The organism is Pectobacterium parvum, assembly GCF_020971565.1.
GTDB lineage: Bacteria > Pseudomonadota > Gammaproteobacteria > Enterobacterales > Enterobacteriaceae > Pectobacterium > Pectobacterium polare.
Genome location: NZ_CP087392.1, coordinates 4,283,408 through 4,298,200, shown reverse-complemented (window position 1 = coordinate 4,298,200; position 14,793 = coordinate 4,283,408). Strand labels below are relative to the sequence as shown.

The following is a 14,793-nucleotide window of genomic DNA, read 5'->3' as shown; positions in this document are numbered from 1 at the left end:
CTCGCCATTAAATTAATCGACCATAAGCAAACAAATAACTTCAAGCATGACAGAAATATTACTTCTCAATAAAAATTAGTGCGCACATGAGAAATTAAAAAACCTCACCATCTTCATTTAAAATAGAAGTGCCATCACTCAAAAATAAAAAGCCAACACCTTAATTTAATTCACATTAAGCTATTCACACAATATTTTTAACCCTAAAAGCATATAGAAACTGTTATGGCACTACAAGATTTACACCCGCCATACTTCAAACTGCTTGTGCATTGACTGCTCTTACTCAAGCCACTCTATTATTTGAATAATTTAAAATTTAGACCACACTACATTAGTGTAATCAAAAACTGGCTTTTAGATAAAAATGAAACTATTCGCTTGGTTATTATTATTACAGAAAACTACTATCATATAAAAACGGACAAGCCTTGTGCTGTTTCCAGCAGGCTGATTTCTATCAATTTGGCAGTATTTGGGTAAAAGGATGATTTCACCTGACATGCCTCAAATAACACACGGAAAAATCCGGCTTCTGGCTTATTTCCCCGTCGCACTGCTGCTGTTACAGTGCTGGTCGTCCACGGCATTTGGGCAAACCATCTCGTTTAATCAGGCCTGGGCTCGCCTGCTGCAAAGTGATGACAGTATTGCCGCCGAACACGCTGGGGTCGATCGTGCGCAGTTCCTGAAAGAAGCCGCCAAAGGACTCTATTGGCCGCAGGTCAACGTGGGCGCAAGCTATACGCGCCTCGATAAACCTGTCGAGCTGGACGCGCGCGACTTAAATCCGCTGTCGAACCATCGGGACATCTTCGCCGCGCTAAATCAGCTGATTAATACCAGCGGCAATCCCTTCGTCACCCGTTTCACAGAACAAAATGTGATAACCAGCTCCGTTCAGGTCGTCTGGCCGTTATTTACCGGAGGCCGGATTGATGCGGCACAATCGATTCGCTCTGCGCAGGCCAATGAAGCTGAACAGATGCTGATCGTCCGCACGCTGGCGCAGTTTGAGGCACTGGCACAGACTTATTACGGCGTGGTGATGGCACATCAGGTGATGAAGACGCGTCAGGATATAGAGAAAGGTATGGCACAGCACTATGACCACGCCCGCAAGCTGGAAGCGCAAGGCCAAATCGCCCGAGTCGAGGTGCTGTCCGCCCAGTCCGCTTATGACATGGCGCGTATCGAAACACAAAAGGCGCGGCGCAGTATGGAGACCACCGAAATGGTCTTCGCAAAGCTGATCAAGACCGAAGACGCAACCCCTTCGTCTTCGCTGTTCGTCAACAAAACGCTCCCCGAACTGCCTGCGCTGGTGAAACAAACGCTCAACACGCATCCCGGCCTAAAGGTGCTCTCTGCCAAGCGCGATCAGGCTAAGGATCTCATCCGTATTGAGCGCGCCAAATACGCTCCTGACGTATTTCTGTTCGGTAACTATCAACTCTATGAGCAGGACACGCTAGCGGCCAGAACCACGCCGGGCTGGATGGTCGGCGTCGGCGTTTCCGTCCCGCTCATCAGCCGAGAAGGTCGTTCCGACACTATCGCCGCCGCGAAAAGTGCAGAAATGCAGGTTAATTATCTGGAAGCCGATATGCGGCAGAATCTTGAAATAGTAGTCGAGAGTACGTGGCGAGAAGCCCGGCTGGCGCTGGAAGAGTTCAATTCCCTGTCTTCAACGGAGAAACTGGCCGAAGAGAACGTCCAGCTACGCAACAAGGCATTTATGCAAGGTATGTCTACCTCGCTGGACGTCGTGGATGCGCTAAACCAACTCGCTGGTGCCAAAACGCAACGCGCCTCTGCAGCCTATCGTTACGTGGTGTCCATCGCCAGATTGATGGCAATTTCCGGCCAGATAAACCGTTTCTCTGACTACCAGACCCAATACGCCATACAGGTAACGCCATGATACAACCGCAGCCCTCTTCACGTTCAAAACGAAAATGGCTCCTTCAGGCCGTTCTGTTGATTGTGGTTGTCTGGATAGCCTATCGCTTCTGGTTTGCCTATCAGCCCGAACCGGTACGGCTACAAGGACAAATCGAAGCACAGCAGTATTCAGTCTCGTCAAAAGTGGCTGGCCGTATTGCAGAGGTGCAGGTACAAAAAGGCCAGCAGCTTGACGTCGGCGATCTCGTCTTTACGCTCCTGACGCCGGAGCTGGACGCGAAGCTGGAACAGGCAAAAGCGGGTGAAGCTGCGGCAGGAGCCGTGGCGCTGGAGGCCAAAAAAGGGGCTCGTGAGCAGCAAATCGCCGCCGCCAAAGATCAGTGGCAAAAAGCCAAAGCCGGCTCGGAGCTAAGCCATAAGACCTATCTGCGCGTGCAGAATCTCTATCAAGAAGGCGTACTGCCGCTGCAAAAGCGGGATGAAGCCAAAGCCTCATGGGATGCTGCACGCTATACCGAGGGGATGGCGTGGCAGGAATATCAAATGGCGCAGGAAGGCACACGGAAAGAAACGCAGGCAGCCGCAGAGGAAAAAGTCCGCATGGCCGCTGGCTCCGTCGCTGAAGTGGAAGCCTATCTGGCAGAGGCCCGCGTCGTCAGCCCGCACACTGGAGAAGTCAGTAACGTGTTACTGCGCAGCGGCGAAATTGCGCCACAGGGCTTTCCTGTGGTCACGTTGCTGGACATGCGTGACATCTGGATTCAGTTGGCGGTGCGCGAGGATCTCCTTGAACGCTTTGCGATGGGCACCGAATTCGAGGCAAGAATTCCGGCGCTGAACAACCAGACATTCCGGTTTAAGGTGTCTTACGTTTCCGCCATGGGCGACTTCGCCACGTGGCGCGCAACGGATACCCGACAAGGATTCGATATGCGGACGTTCGAAGTGGAGGCGCGTCCGATTCAACCCATTAGCGGGCTGCGCGTCGGCATGAGCGCACTGGTAGAAATGTGATGATGCGCGAATGGAGGGCGCTGTGGCGTGACCGCTGGGGGATGGCTCTAGCACTCTGGTTACCACTAATCACCATGCTGATTGCCTGGTGGACGTTATCCGGCGCGATTGTGCGCGAACTCCCCATCGGCCTGATCGATCTGGATAACAGCACGATGTCGCGCCAGTTTGCCAGAGAGCTGCATGCTTCGCCGTCTTTCAACCTGAACCATCAATTCTCGACAGTGGCAGAAGGCGCAACGTCATTGCGCGGCGGCGAGATCTACGCGCTGGTGGTGATCCCACGCCACTTTGAGCGTGATATTCGCCTGAGAACCTCACCCACCATCACCGCATGGAATAACGGGCAGTTCGTCCTGATTGCAAAGGTCATCAACAGTTCGCTGGCGCTGGTGGCAGGGACGTTCAACGGGCAGATCGCCGTGGTGCAGGCGCTGGCTCAGGGTGCCGCCGTTCCCGAAGCCAAAGGGCTGGCAGTGCCGATTGGCGGACAGATTACCGCGCTGTTTAATCAAAATGCTAACTACGCCCAATTTTTGCTGAACGCGATTATTCCCTCGATCTGGTCGATTTTGCTCGCGCTATACGGCCTGAATACGCTGGCTCGGGAGGATCGGTACGGAGCACATTGGCTGCCAGAGGACTGGGCGGCCATCGGTGCTAAATTCCTGACGCATTGGCTGATCGGCTGGGCATGGGGTGGCGTCTGGAGCTATGCGCTGTATAGCCTGCTTAATTACCCGCTCAACGGTTCAGCACTGCTGCTATTCATCTCGATCGGCGTGACGGCAGGTGCCTGCGTCGCATTAGGCATGGCCTTCTATGCACTGATTCGCGACCCAGCACGTGCCGTTTCGATTGTCGGGGCGTTAATGGCCCCCGGACTTGCGTTCATGGGCATCACCTTTCCGGCTGCAGCAATGGAGACATTCGCCACGTTCTGGCGGCAGTTGCTGCCCGTCGCCCACTACGGTGATATCGCGATTGCCATCACCAGCTACGGTGCCGGACTCATTCAGATCGCACCCGCGCTGGCGGCGCTCGCCCTATTCTGGCTGCTGCTACCGCTCACGCTGTGGCGCTATCGGTCAGGTAGCAAGGAGGCAGCATGCTGACCTTCGCCAAACTCATCCGGTTTGAGCTGCGCAGTTTACTGCGCGATCCGACGATCTTGCTCACCCTGTTCGGCGGTATCCTGCTCTATTCCTTTCTCTATCCGCGCCCTTACCTCGCCCAGACGCCACGTGAACTGCCGGTGGTGTTGGTTGATGAAGATGGCACCCAGCTCTCGCGTCGTCTGGCGTTTATGGCCGATTCCACACCGGAAGTAAGGCTGGTGGCGCAGCGCAATACGCTGGATGACGCAAAAACGTTGCTTCTGGATGGCGAAGCAAAAGGGATCCTCTACATTCCTCGCCACTTCTACCGCGATATCATGCAAGGGAAAAGCGTCACGGTCAGCTACTCGGCAGATGCCAGCTACTTCCTGATCTACGGTGCGATCGCGCAGTCTCTGGCGACCGTCGGCGGCACCGCAGGCGCACAGGTTAAAGTCGCTCGGCTGCTGGCTCAGGGGGAAGGCATACCCGCCGCAAGCTCACAGTGGCAGGCCACCTCTCTGCATGCCGTGCCGGTATTTAACCCGACCATGGGCTATGTCGATTACGTAGTTCCCGGTGTTTTCATGTTGATACTGCACCAGATTTTGCTGATGGGGTGCGGCCTGCTCGGTGCCGGACAAAATCAGCGCACGCAGTCTGGTGAGGTTCGCTACTGGCAATATGCCGCACCCTGGCGTTTGCTGCTGGCCCGTACGCTGGTCGTTGGCGGTGCGTACCTGCTCTCGTTGCTCTACATGCTCGGCTTTTGTCTCGATGCGTACGGCATTGCACGCGAAGCCAGCATGAGCCAACTGCTGCTGTTTGCGCTGCCCTTTCTGCTCTCAACGCTGTGGCTCGGCGTGGTACTGGGCGCCGCCTTTACGCGCAAAGATCTCCCCAGTCAGGCAGTGCTGCTGTCCTCCATCCCGATTGTGTTTCTTTCTGGCTTCATTTGGCCTGTTGAAATGATCCCCGCGCCTCTGAACTGGCTTGCACAGTGGATACCTGCTGTCTTCACGATTCAGGGAATATTGCGTCTTAATCAGATGGGCGCTGACTTTGCCCAGATCGGCGCATTTTGGTGGCATTTGTGGAGGCTGGCAGTGCTGTACGGCCTGCTAGCGTGGATCACGTTAGCGTATCGGCAACGGCAATACCGCCGAGAAAGCCAAGCCGCACGTCGATGGCAGGAACACTATTGATGACTAGAAGAATCACCGATAAAAGGAAAAACAATGTCCCGGTAGACACGCCGAGACAAGAGGCTTACGGTTTTGCCGTATCAGCTAACACGTTTTCCAACACAAAGGGAACAGAATCACGCAGTGAAACGTTAACCGTTTCGCTGTGACTCATCCCTTTATATTCATGCACATCTGCTGACGTCCCTGCACCAACGACATCACTCGCAAAGTGGCGCTGCATCGCGGTCGGCACGTTGATGTCGCTGGTTCCAATCCCGATAAAGACCGGCTGGCTAATGTCTAGTGTTTTATAGCGCAAACTCGCGGTTTGGCGATCCAGTAATGTCTGGATCGCAGGCTTCAGGCTATTGCCCGCATTCAGCCCCTCTTCCATCACTTTTTGCGTCAGCTCGCCGATACACATTGTACGTGCGTCATCGACAAGGGCAGCGGCTTTCGGCGTGAAATAGTCATTAACATTCAGCTCTTTATTGGTATCGGTCGCCGATAGATAGATATACATCATATAAGGGATTTTAGGATCGCCACCCTCTCCATTTCCTCCGGCAAACAGATCCGCCGCAGAGGTCTTGTCATCAAAATAAGGCGTGCCGGTTAAAACGGTTGAGACAATATGCAGATCCGGCGCATAGTCCGGCTGGTAACCAGCACTCGCAAAGGCCGCGTGTGCCCCTTGCGACTGGCCGATGATAGTCAACTGATTGCGCATTGGGAATGTGCTAAGCGAAGCTTTTACGCTATCCAACACGCTCCATGCTTCCCCTCGGGCATTAAGGTAGTGATGTAGCCCAGCAGATCCTAGCCCAGCATAGTCCGGAGCCACGATCGCAAACCCCAGCGATAGCCAGGTATTCAGATACTGCACATCCCGTTCTGAACGCGGATTAAGAGAGGGGGCACAGGATGTTCCCACGCCGACCGTCCCGTGCGTCCATATCACGACTGGCCAACCCCCTTTTGGCATTTCGCCTTTCGGGATGAAAACGGCACCGGTATCTTCCCGTGCGCTTTTCCCATCCACGCCGCTCAGAGAGCGATATCGTATCAGATATTGCTCTGCGGCTTCCTGTAAGCCGTTCTTCGTATCTAGTACCGTTTTTTCTACTAAGGTGCCCGGTATTTTCGTCTTTGCGGAAGAAAACGGAACCATCATACCGGCTGATATGACGAGAAATAACGTTAAGAGTTTTTGCTTTATTTTAGGCAAAGGAAAAATTACACCTCTCCAGAGTTATTTGATTTGGTATCACCCTAAAAGGTAGTCCAACTATTGATTAAGTGATGCCACATTCGAATATTTTTTAATAAATTAAATAGCTAGCTAATTCTTAGCCAAGGAAAACTAACGCCATAACGATATTCATATTGGTGCCACCGATATCAGGCTGATATTCGAATATTAACAGGGAGAACCTATACGCTTTTGATACAGCGACTCATTCGAGTGATAATGTGCGGTTCCCGAATCACGTCATGCAATACATGCTCGGAAGCCGCGACGGAGAAGGGGGTTTATTCGTCGAAGAACCAGTAGCCCTGATTAACCAGCGCAGTTAACTCAGCCACAAAAGCTGGGTTTTCCAGCGCCTCACCCAACTCTTTTTTACCAAGAACGGTATAGCGACACAGCGCATCCGCCGCTTTCGGATCGACCGTGTCCAGCGGTTCGCTGTTGATGAAGTAGCTACCGCCTACTTCCAGAACGCGCAGCCCGCTTAGACGCGTCAACACGCTACCGTCCATCAGCGCACCCACAACCTCATCCTGCTCGTAAGGTGGCTCTGCCGGAGCGATATCCAGTTCGTGGCGCGGCGTCGTCACAAAGCGACCGAACCACGCTTTCAGCGCTTCTGGCTGATTAATCACGTCGATCATCATCTCGCGCAGACGGTCAAACTCGTATGCCTCAACCCGCCCCGGATGCTCCCGACAGGTCAAATCAGGGTCGCTATAGTGCTCACCGCCGAGATCGTTCTCCAGTACGTAGTCAGCAAAGCTGCTGATTAAATCTCTACCGTTCGGCCCACGGAATCCCACGGAGTAGTTGAGTGCGGTTTCATGCGTGAAGCCATCGTGCGGGAAGCCTGGCGGAATATAGAGAATGTCGCCCGGTTCAAGATCCTCATCAATGATCGGCGGGAAAGGATCGACATGCAGCAACGCAGGATGCGAGCAAAACTGACGCATCGGCAGCTTGTCGCCCACGCGCCAACGGCGGCTGCCCATTCCCTGAATGATGAAAACATCGTACTGATCGATATGCGGCCCCACGCCGCCGCCCGGTACGGAAAAGGAGATCATCAGGTCATCTAAACGCCAGTCTGGCAACACGCGGAACGGACTCACGAGTTCAGCAGACGGTGCATGCCAGTGGTTCACCGCCTGAGCCAGCAGCGACCAACCGGTTTCACCCAGATTATCAAAATGCTCAAACGGCCCGTTGCTGGCCTGCCACTGACCATTTTTATGGCTGACCAAACGGCTATCGACCTCCGCCTCCATCGCCAACCCCGCCAGCTCATCCGGCGTAATTGGATCGACAAAATTCGGGAAGGCGTTCTTCAATACAACAGGTTGTTTTTGCCAGTATTTTTCTAAGAATTCAGGCCAGTTAAGATTAAGTTGGTAAGCCATGAGTCCACACCAGTGAGAAGAGAAACGGGCCTGATTATAAAGAAGGCCATGCCCTATCTACTTTGTCATTAGTCAATGGGTGGGTAACTATCATGCAGTCTGCATATTTTTCTTTATTAGATAGTGCCTTAACATGCCTTCCTCAGGAAAATCAGGTAAAGACATTTGCAGCTGATAACCTTGCTTTTCATAGAAGGGAAGTGCCTGAAAACTAAACGTATCCACAAGCGCATGACGGCATCCAAGACGCACTGCTTCCTTCACCAACACGCTGCTGAGCTTCAGACCTCTGGACTCTTCTCCAACCCACAAATAATCAATACACAGTCATAATCCTTTACGGGTTGCGATCAGCCCGCCAAGCATAGTCCCTGCACTATTTCGGTGAAAAATTCCAATCTTCCCAAAGGAGGATGGATTAATAAACCGATGGTTGTAGCTTCTCAGTCCCGCAAAAAGTGCTTCCCGATCGCTATCGGTAATGTTGTGCGTCACGATTAATTCCACTCGCCTTCCCCAGCTCCTGTTTATTAAAAGCAATGGCCTTGTATAAATAACGTGCAGCTGAAAATGTGGTTTCAGGGAGCCCTGCAAGTAACCCAACGCAGGTACTACGTTTCAGCATAAGCACATATATAGATGCAAAGTGGGGGAATAACTTAACTCAATAATAAATAGACATTTTTAACAGAGTCATGAAAATCAGGTGGGGGATAGTTTGCTAATATTTTACTCTGCCGATATACGTTAAATATAACACTTGAGTTATTATAACTTATGAGTTATATCCCCCGTTAATAAGGGGACTGACATGTATGAATTGATTTTTCACCCCGAAGCTGCAAGCGAAATTTATGACCTCGAACCTGTTATGCAGGCAAAAGCGCTTAAAGCGCTTAAAGGGCTTGAAAAACTTGAAGCTAAAGGGCCCGAGCTAAGATATCCAGACACGGACATCATCGAAGGTGGGTTGTTTGAGCTACGGGTTGGTAGAAAAGACATAAGCAGAACGTTTTTTGCTTACGTAAAAGGACGTAAGATCTATATTTTAAGGACATTCGTAAAGAAAATCCCTAAGACCCCGAAATCTGAAATAGCGCTGGCAAAGTCAAGATGGGAGGAATTGAAAGATGGCAGTTAAAGGTATCAACTTCTCTGAAGTTAAAGCGAAAGCGCTTTCTAATCCTGAAGTTAAAAAAGCGTATGAGGACGAAACTCAAGAAGAAGCGCTTCGCGCTGTTCTGATCGAAATGAAGTCTAAGTCAGGTCTGACAAGTACAGAGATCGCCGCTCGCATGGGGGTAAGCCAACCTGCGGTGAGCCGCCTTGAGAGAAATGTTTCCAGTGCGAGTATCTCAACCTTACAACGGTATGCCGCTGCTTGTGGGATGCAGCTTAAGCTGTCGCTGGGTTAAGATTAGCACGGTATTCATAAGCCAGATTTTGCACTGGCTTGCCGGTTAGCATTGGAGCTACAGGTTCCGCTTGCTATTTCTACATGTAGAAGACGATCTGGCGGAAATGATACTTAGGTATTATGAGCAGCGGGAAAATCATCTACATAAGAAAAATGAGCGCCAGCCCATCCCAAAAAGGGCTGGCGCGGTGCTTAATGTAGGATGAAAAATAGTTTCATTTTAAAACTACACCCTATCCTAGGAAATAATTAACTCATTATTTTATCTATTAAAAATACTATTTACACGATCTGAACGTTCAGAAATTTTGCAGAGAATACTGTGATGCTGCCACACAACGTAAGAATGCGGCGTAATAAGTTCTAACATTAGAATTTTTTTCATACAAAATTCGAGCGAACTCATTTGGGTTAATATCCCAGCGAGGTGCGTTACCAGTGGTAAAAGCGCATGATATCGGTGACACGCTGGCGCAGCCGTGACGCCAAATCAAGATGACCGTTCTGTTCGACGACTTTCAGCGGCTCCAGCAGGTCTTTAGTTTTCAGGTCGGCAATATGACGATGCCCGATAGCAGGCAGGAGATTTCGTTCCATATCGCGCCATACCCGTCCGGCGTGTGTTTCTGACCAGCGGTTTTGGCTAATGTTCCGGTGCCAGTCCTGCGCGACCTTCGCAAAAGTATTCAACGCTTCTTGCGCCTGCTCTTTTTCTTCTTCCCGCTTTTCCGTTGGGTGGATGCCCTCCAACAGCAGCAATCGTATCTCATCACGCTTTTCTCTGGCCTTCGCCAGCGAGATCAGCGGATAGGCACCGAATGCAATCCGGCTTTCCTTACCTTCAAAGCGATATTTGAGATACCAGCGCTTAGAGCCGTTAGGACTCACCAAAAGATATAGGCCATGCGCGTCCGCGAGCTTATAGGCTTTCTCGCGAGGCTTGGCGGTACGGGCAACAACGTCGGTCAGTGCCATAATTTGGGGGTCAACTCATAATCGAAGTGAATTGACCCTCATCTTGACCCCCAAATCATCTGGATGTCAATGGACGAAGAAAGACCACTGTGGACAAAATAGCGGAGAGGGAAATTAAACTAAAATTGTTACTTTACAGATAGATATGGATGTTACTGGACGATTACGGACATAAAAAAAGCCACCCTAAGGTGACTTGATTTTCATACTATGGTGCGAAGGCCGGACTCATGTATTAAAATAAGATAATGAATATAAAGGATAAAATTATTATATAAATAATTTATGCCCCCTTTTGTGCCCCCATGTGGTTTTTAGCTATATATCAGAGAGATACAGATAAAACCCTATAAATGAGATCTATTATCATCCGCTCGGATTCGATTCCGTGCAACGGATCCTAACCGAACACACTTAATGATAACGACTCAGCCAAAATAAAAAGATTTTGCACAAAACTGTTCACCCTCTTCACCAGAGGTTTTTATTTTTAATAATCAATAGATTAATAGGTGATGAGTTGGTGAACAGGTGACGAGTTACTCATCACCTTGATGGTAGGTATGCTGCATAGCAAGGAAGCCGCGAGTTTAAGACATCCGCGTTTATAGTCGGTCTTTCGCTGTTTTATAAACTTCTGAGCGTTCCCGTTTACCTACGGTCAGCGGTAGCATCCCGTTATCGATCACACGATACACTAATGGGTATCTGGCAGGCTTGAGCTTAATCTTGTTGCAATCTGTCACATCATGCAGGCGATTGGTGGGTATGTGGGGGGATTAAGCAATATGTCGTTGAGTATCTTTTTAAACTGCTCCCGTACGGATACACACAGCTTCTTAAATTTTTTCAGTGCATCATCTCAAACTCCAACTTATAACTCATCCAGATCGACCTTCACACGTTTCCCCTTCATCCGGGAACGGGCAATTTTGGCAAGTTCGATATCTTCCTGATAATCGGCCAGTGCTTCCCATGTTTCAGGAGAAACATAATAGCCAGAGATACGGCCATTGGTTAGCACAGCTACAGGCTCGCCGTTAGCTTCTTTAAGCGCGGCATTAGGGGACTTTTTAAAGTCGCTGATACTCACGGCTGCATTTGCAAGGATAGGTTGTACGGACATAATCAGGCCCTTTTAAGTATGATATTTGATACTAAATTTAGCACTTAACCAAAAAAGCAGCAACATCACGGTATAAACGCACTGCCACAATAAAAAGATTTTGCACAAAACTGTTCATCCTCTTCACTACGGTTTTTTATTTTTATTAATCAATAAATTAATGGGTGATGAGTCGGTGAACAGGTGATGAGTCACTCGTCACCCTATAGTGATATTTAATCTGTGTGTAGCTATTTGCTACACAATTGATTATGATTTCTGTATAACGATTAGCTACACAGGAGGCCTTTATGAGAACAGAGGCAAAAGAGGCACCGATCAACATTCGGGCGAAATCATCACAACGGGAACTGATAGACGTTGCCGCGAAACTGCTTTCAAAGTCACGTACTGATTTTATCCTTGAGGCTGCATGTCGTGAGGCGGAAGAGGTGCTATTGGATCAACGCCTGTTTCTGGTTGATGAATCACAATTTGATGCCTTTATTACCGCGTTAGAAAAACCTGTCGCAACCAATGAGCGGTTACAGGCGTTATTAGACAGGAAATCACCGTGGGAATAACGGCACCTGAATTATTATTACCTCAGCATGCCGTGGTTGATTTCCGAAGTTCAGAACCGTCACTGGATGATTGGCTGAAACGTAAGGCGCTCAAGAATCAAACCATTGGCGCATCACGCACTTTTGTCGTATGTGAATCGGGTGCTAATCAGGTTATTGGCTTTTACGCGCTGGCAACCGGCAGCGTACAGCGTCAATCCGTATCGGGTGCGTTACGACGCAATATGCCTGATCCGCTGCCCGTATTAGTCTTGGGCCGTCTGGCGGTAGATGAACGTTATCACCGTCGGGGGATTGGCGCGGGACTATTGAAAGATGCGGTCTTGCGTTCCCAGCAGGTTGCTGAACAGGTGGGAACAAAAGCGTTATTAGTTCATGCGCTGTCTGAGGAAGCAAAAGATTTTTATCTGCATTGGGGCTTTACGTCCTCGGAAATCCAGCCTAGCACATTGCTTCTACCACTCTGGTAACTTTCTCTATCCATTAAAAAACCGGCCGGAGCCGGTTTTGTCGTTTCTGGTGTCTACCTCGCCGATTCGCATTTGGGCAGCCAGTCGGCGTCTGATTCGTCTTTCAGCTCAAGGTTAGTCTGTATGCCCTGCTTGGTTCTGCCTTTAAGGTAACTTTGCCCGTATTCCGACATCATGTTAGGCAGCACCTTACCAAAGGCCGTCAGGCTTATCGGCTTCTGGTGGCCGTGCGACTCCATAAAAGACAGATAGGCGTGGTACAGGTATTTACGCGGGTTGCGCGGCGTAATGTTGGCGTTGCCCATATACATCCCGGTGGTGTCGCTGTGTGCCAGCAGGTAGCCGCAAAAATCAACCAGCGGGTCAGCCTGTCGTTTAATTTCCAGTGCCTCAGCGGAGTGTTGCTGTGCCTGTAACAGCGCCCGGGCGTCGTTTGGCTCTTCAAAGCGTTTCATCAGGTGACGCACTATCACCGCCAGTTCAGCGCGGATTTTCTCTTTCAGCTTGGGATCGCGTTCGCTGGCCGGGATGGTTTCGCCGAAGTGGATAATCACCCGACGGCGGGATACGCCGCCGCTGCGGTCACTAAAACGCATCGGTGAGTTATTGACGGCCAGAATCACCGCCGGAATACGGGTTGAATAAGCGTCACGGTATTTCGGGTCAACCATCACCGCATCGCCGCCGGTAATGGCCTTGATACCGGCACCGTCACCGCTCCATTTCTCTTGGTCAGGCAGTACGATGAGTGAGAAGCCGATAATCGACGAACGTTCACGGGACGATTCAATGGTATTGATAGTGGCCGCTGTGGTGTTGTCCTCCCCGGCCAGCATGGTGGCGATTTCGGCCAGAATACTTTTGCCGCTGCCGCCGGGTCCGGTGACTTCAAGGAACAGTTGCCAGTCATAGCAGTTCGCCAGCACCATAAACAGCGCGGCCAGAATGCGCTCCTGTTTATCAGGGTGGTTTCCGGCGGCTCGGGTCAGCCAGCGCCAGAAGTGCGGCGCGTTGTCGGCAAGGTTTTCCCCGGCCTTAAACGGGGTGTAATCCACGTCATTGACGGTATGTAACCAGTGCTCCCGGCGATGAGGTCTAAATTCCCCGCTGGCGGTATCAAATACTCCGTTACGAAAACCGATTAACCGACGCCGGGGCTTTTCCTGCACCGTAACAATCAGTTTCAGAGTGTCTAACACACTGCCAATCCCGGACGCGGTAAAGGGTGCCCGTATCTTCTGAAACAGCGCCGCGATATCCCGGCTTAACAGGCGATAGGGCAACACTTTCCACGCCCCATTTTGATACTGGAAGAACGTTTCCCCGAAAGCGTCAATCGCCAGTGTGTCGCGGTAGTGCTCACGTATCTTCTCCGCCTTCTCGCTGGCGCTCATGGCCTTGAATTCGGCCTCGCCCAGCGACGCAAACGGGCTGACCGGCTCTGGTTGAGTAAACGCATTCAGATGCTGCCGGGTGGCGTCAGCGCCCTCGTCAAGATACACATCATTCCAGTCACCAAACACTGGCGGCAGCGCGACACGGCCATTGACGGCAACGGCTGCCTGTTCGGCTTTGGTCTGGCCGGTGCCGTTCTCGTCCCGGTCGGCGGCTATCAGCAGCGTGACCGCCGGGTGGCGGGTTTTCAGCGCACGGGCAAGGGACGGCAGGTTGTTCGCGCTGAGTGCGACATACACCGCATCACCGGTTAACTGGTGCAGCGTTAAGCCGGTAGCGTAGCCCTCGGCCAGCCAGATAACGCTGGCCTGTTTGCCGCTGAAACAGTGAAAGGTGCCTTTCACCTGTCCGCCTTTCAGCGTGCGCTTATCACCCTGTGCGTTGATAAGCTGGAGATTCACTACCTCACCGTCCGGTGTGGTCAGCGGCACCAGTACATCACCGGGCTGATAGGCAACACCGCCCACGCGCAGCGGTTTGCCTGTAAGGGTTGGCACGGTCACGTCCGGCCAGCCTTTGGCGCTCAGATAGGTGTTGCCGGATTGCGTCACCGCCTCTTTCAGTTTCGCCTGTGCCTGAACCGCCGCCCGTTGCCGGGCGGCCTCGCTGTCTTCTTCAGGCATTGACGCTGCCGGGCTGTCCGGTAGGTCGCCCAGCCACGTGCTCACTTTCACAGCGGCTTCTGTCGGTGTCAGTTTCAGGGCTTTCTCCACCAGATTCAGGCCGTCCCCCGCGCCGCACTGGTTACAAATCCATGTGCCACGCCCTTCTTTGTTATCGAAGCGAAAACGGTCTTTGCCCTCGCACATCGGGCAGGCGGTATGCTGCCCGGTGGCATCAATGCGGATACCCACTGCCGGGAGCAGTTGCGGCCAGTGGCCGCTGGCGCGTTTCACAGTCTGTGTCACGGTAAGGTGTGCCATGCGTTG

12 protein-coding genes and 3 pseudogenes are annotated in these 14,793 nt (G+C 51.5%); 8 read left to right on the top strand and 7 right to left on the bottom strand.

From position 1 onward, the window contains the following. The first annotated feature begins 502 nt into the window (after positions 1-502). The 4 genes from LOZ86_RS19340 to LOZ86_RS19325 are packed head-to-tail and all read left to right on the top strand — an operon-like array spanning position 503 to position 5,221. Positions 503-1,924, top strand: a complete 1,422-nt coding sequence (locus tag LOZ86_RS19340; RefSeq protein WP_039481872.1) for a TolC family protein — start codon at positions 503-505, stop codon at positions 1,922-1,924. Next, positions 1,921-2,919: an HlyD family secretion protein gene (locus LOZ86_RS19335; protein WP_230242642.1), complete on the top strand. Its 999-nt coding sequence runs from the start codon at positions 1,921-1,923 to the stop codon at positions 2,917-2,919. Before LOZ86_RS19340 ends, LOZ86_RS19335 begins: the two co-directional genes overlap by 4 nt. Next, the gene (locus LOZ86_RS19330) at positions 2,919-4,034 is read left to right on the top strand and encodes an ABC transporter permease (RefSeq protein ID WP_039481866.1); all 1,116 of its coding nucleotides are present in this window, start codon (positions 2,919-2,921) and stop codon (positions 4,032-4,034) included. Before LOZ86_RS19335 ends, LOZ86_RS19330 begins: the two co-directional genes overlap by 1 nt. Further along, the gene (locus tag LOZ86_RS19325) at positions 4,028-5,221 is read left to right on the top strand and encodes an ABC transporter permease (protein WP_039481863.1); all 1,194 of its coding nucleotides are present in this window, start codon (positions 4,028-4,030) and stop codon (positions 5,219-5,221) included. The genes LOZ86_RS19330 and LOZ86_RS19325 overlap by 7 nt, the downstream gene beginning before the upstream one ends. A gap of 64 nt (positions 5,222-5,285) precedes the next feature. On the opposite strand, the gene LOZ86_RS19320 is transcribed toward LOZ86_RS19325, so the two are convergent. The 3 genes and pseudogenes from LOZ86_RS19320 to LOZ86_RS19310 all read right to left on the bottom strand — a co-directional run bounded on the left by LOZ86_RS19320 (position 5,286) and on the right by LOZ86_RS19310 (position 8,365). Next, positions 5,286-6,440 carry a lipase family protein gene (locus tag LOZ86_RS19320; protein ID WP_039481858.1) on the bottom strand — a complete coding sequence of 385 codons (1,155 nt, stop codon included), beginning with the start codon at positions 6,438-6,440 and terminating at the stop codon, positions 5,286-5,288. Between the two features lie 296 nt (positions 6,441-6,736). After that, on the bottom strand, positions 6,737-7,858 hold the full coding sequence (locus LOZ86_RS19315; protein WP_039481856.1) for a ribosomal protein uL16 3-hydroxylase: 1,122 nt from the start codon (positions 7,856-7,858) through the stop codon (positions 6,737-6,739). A gap of 90 nt (positions 7,859-7,948) precedes the next feature. Next, positions 7,949-8,365: pseudogene (locus LOZ86_RS19310) on the bottom strand (GNAT family N-acetyltransferase). A 304-nt stretch (positions 8,366-8,669) separates the two neighbouring features. Here LOZ86_RS19310 and LOZ86_RS19305 point away from each other — a divergent pair. Together LOZ86_RS19305 and LOZ86_RS19300 are read left to right on the top strand one after the other, a co-directional pair. Further along, complete coding sequence (locus tag LOZ86_RS19305) at positions 8,670-8,999, top strand: type II toxin-antitoxin system RelE/ParE family toxin (RefSeq protein WP_039481852.1); 330 nt, start codon at positions 8,670-8,672, stop codon at positions 8,997-8,999. Further along, a complete protein-coding gene (locus LOZ86_RS19300) occupies positions 8,989-9,273 on the top strand; it encodes a helix-turn-helix domain-containing protein (protein ID WP_005971242.1) in 285 nt (94 codons plus the stop codon). Before LOZ86_RS19305 ends, LOZ86_RS19300 begins: the two co-directional genes overlap by 11 nt. 446 nt (positions 9,274-9,719) lie before the next feature. Here the strand turns inward: LOZ86_RS19300 and LOZ86_RS19295 are convergent. The 3 genes and pseudogenes from LOZ86_RS19295 to LOZ86_RS19285 form a co-directional block, all read right to left on the bottom strand. Then, positions 9,720-10,250 (bottom strand): annotated as a pseudogene (locus tag LOZ86_RS19295) (tyrosine-type recombinase/integrase); the annotation flags it as partial. A 605-nt stretch (positions 10,251-10,855) separates the two neighbouring features. Beyond that, positions 10,856-11,135, bottom strand: a pseudogene (locus LOZ86_RS19290) (type II toxin-antitoxin system RelE family toxin). Beyond that, complete coding sequence (locus tag LOZ86_RS19285) at positions 11,125-11,376, bottom strand: type II toxin-antitoxin system Phd/YefM family antitoxin (RefSeq protein ID WP_005973616.1); 252 nt, start codon at positions 11,374-11,376, stop codon at positions 11,125-11,127. Before LOZ86_RS19285 ends, LOZ86_RS19290 begins: the two are co-directional and overlap by 11 nt. Before the next feature lie 290 nt (positions 11,377-11,666). On the opposite strand from LOZ86_RS19285, the gene LOZ86_RS19280 reads away from it, so the two are divergent. Together LOZ86_RS19280 and LOZ86_RS19275 are read left to right on the top strand one after the other, a co-directional pair. Next, a complete protein-coding gene (locus LOZ86_RS19280; RefSeq protein WP_039481848.1) occupies positions 11,667-11,939 on the top strand; it encodes a type II toxin-antitoxin system TacA family antitoxin in 273 nt (90 codons plus the stop codon). After that, positions 11,930-12,409 carry a GNAT family N-acetyltransferase gene (locus tag LOZ86_RS19275; RefSeq protein WP_039481845.1) on the top strand — a complete coding sequence of 160 codons (480 nt, stop codon included), beginning with the start codon at positions 11,930-11,932 and terminating at the stop codon, positions 12,407-12,409. Before LOZ86_RS19280 ends, LOZ86_RS19275 begins: the two co-directional genes overlap by 10 nt. Positions 12,410-12,462: 53 nt before the next feature. Here LOZ86_RS19275 and LOZ86_RS19270 read toward each other — a convergent pair whose 3' ends face one another. Then, positions 12,463-14,787 (bottom strand): phage/plasmid primase, P4 family, encoded by a 2,325-nt coding sequence (locus tag LOZ86_RS19270; protein ID WP_230242640.1) that lies wholly within the window; start codon positions 14,785-14,787, stop codon positions 12,463-12,465. Positions 14,788-14,793 lie beyond the last annotated feature (6 nt).

Excerpts from the sequence above, each read along its gene's own strand:
- LOZ86_RS19340 (WP_039481872.1), top strand. The coding sequence starts at position 503 with ATGCCTCAAATAACACACGGAAAAATCCGGCTTCTGGCTTATTTCCCC.
- LOZ86_RS19280 (WP_039481848.1), top strand. The coding sequence starts at position 11,667 with ATGAGAACAGAGGCAAAAGAGGCACCGATCAACATTCGGGCGAAATCA.
- LOZ86_RS19325 (WP_039481863.1), top strand. The coding sequence starts at position 4,028 with ATGCTGACCTTCGCCAAACTCATCCGGTTTGAGCTGCGCAGTTTACTG.
- LOZ86_RS19300 (WP_005971242.1), top strand. The coding sequence starts at position 8,989 with ATGGCAGTTAAAGGTATCAACTTCTCTGAAGTTAAAGCGAAAGCGCTT.
- LOZ86_RS19305 (WP_039481852.1), top strand. The coding sequence starts at position 8,670 with ATGTATGAATTGATTTTTCACCCCGAAGCTGCAAGCGAAATTTATGAC.
- LOZ86_RS19315 (WP_039481856.1), bottom strand. The coding sequence starts at position 7,858 with ATGGCTTACCAACTTAATCTTAACTGGCCTGAATTCTTAGAAAAATAC.
- LOZ86_RS19335 (WP_230242642.1), top strand. The coding sequence starts at position 1,921 with ATGATACAACCGCAGCCCTCTTCACGTTCAAAACGAAAATGGCTCCTT.
- LOZ86_RS19285 (WP_005973616.1), bottom strand. The coding sequence starts at position 11,376 with ATGTCCGTACAACCTATCCTTGCAAATGCAGCCGTGAGTATCAGCGAC.
- LOZ86_RS19270 (WP_230242640.1), bottom strand. The coding sequence starts at position 14,787 with ATGGCACACCTTACCGTGACACAGACTGTGAAACGCGCCAGCGGCCAC.
- LOZ86_RS19330 (WP_039481866.1), top strand. The coding sequence starts at position 2,919 with ATGATGCGCGAATGGAGGGCGCTGTGGCGTGACCGCTGGGGGATGGCT.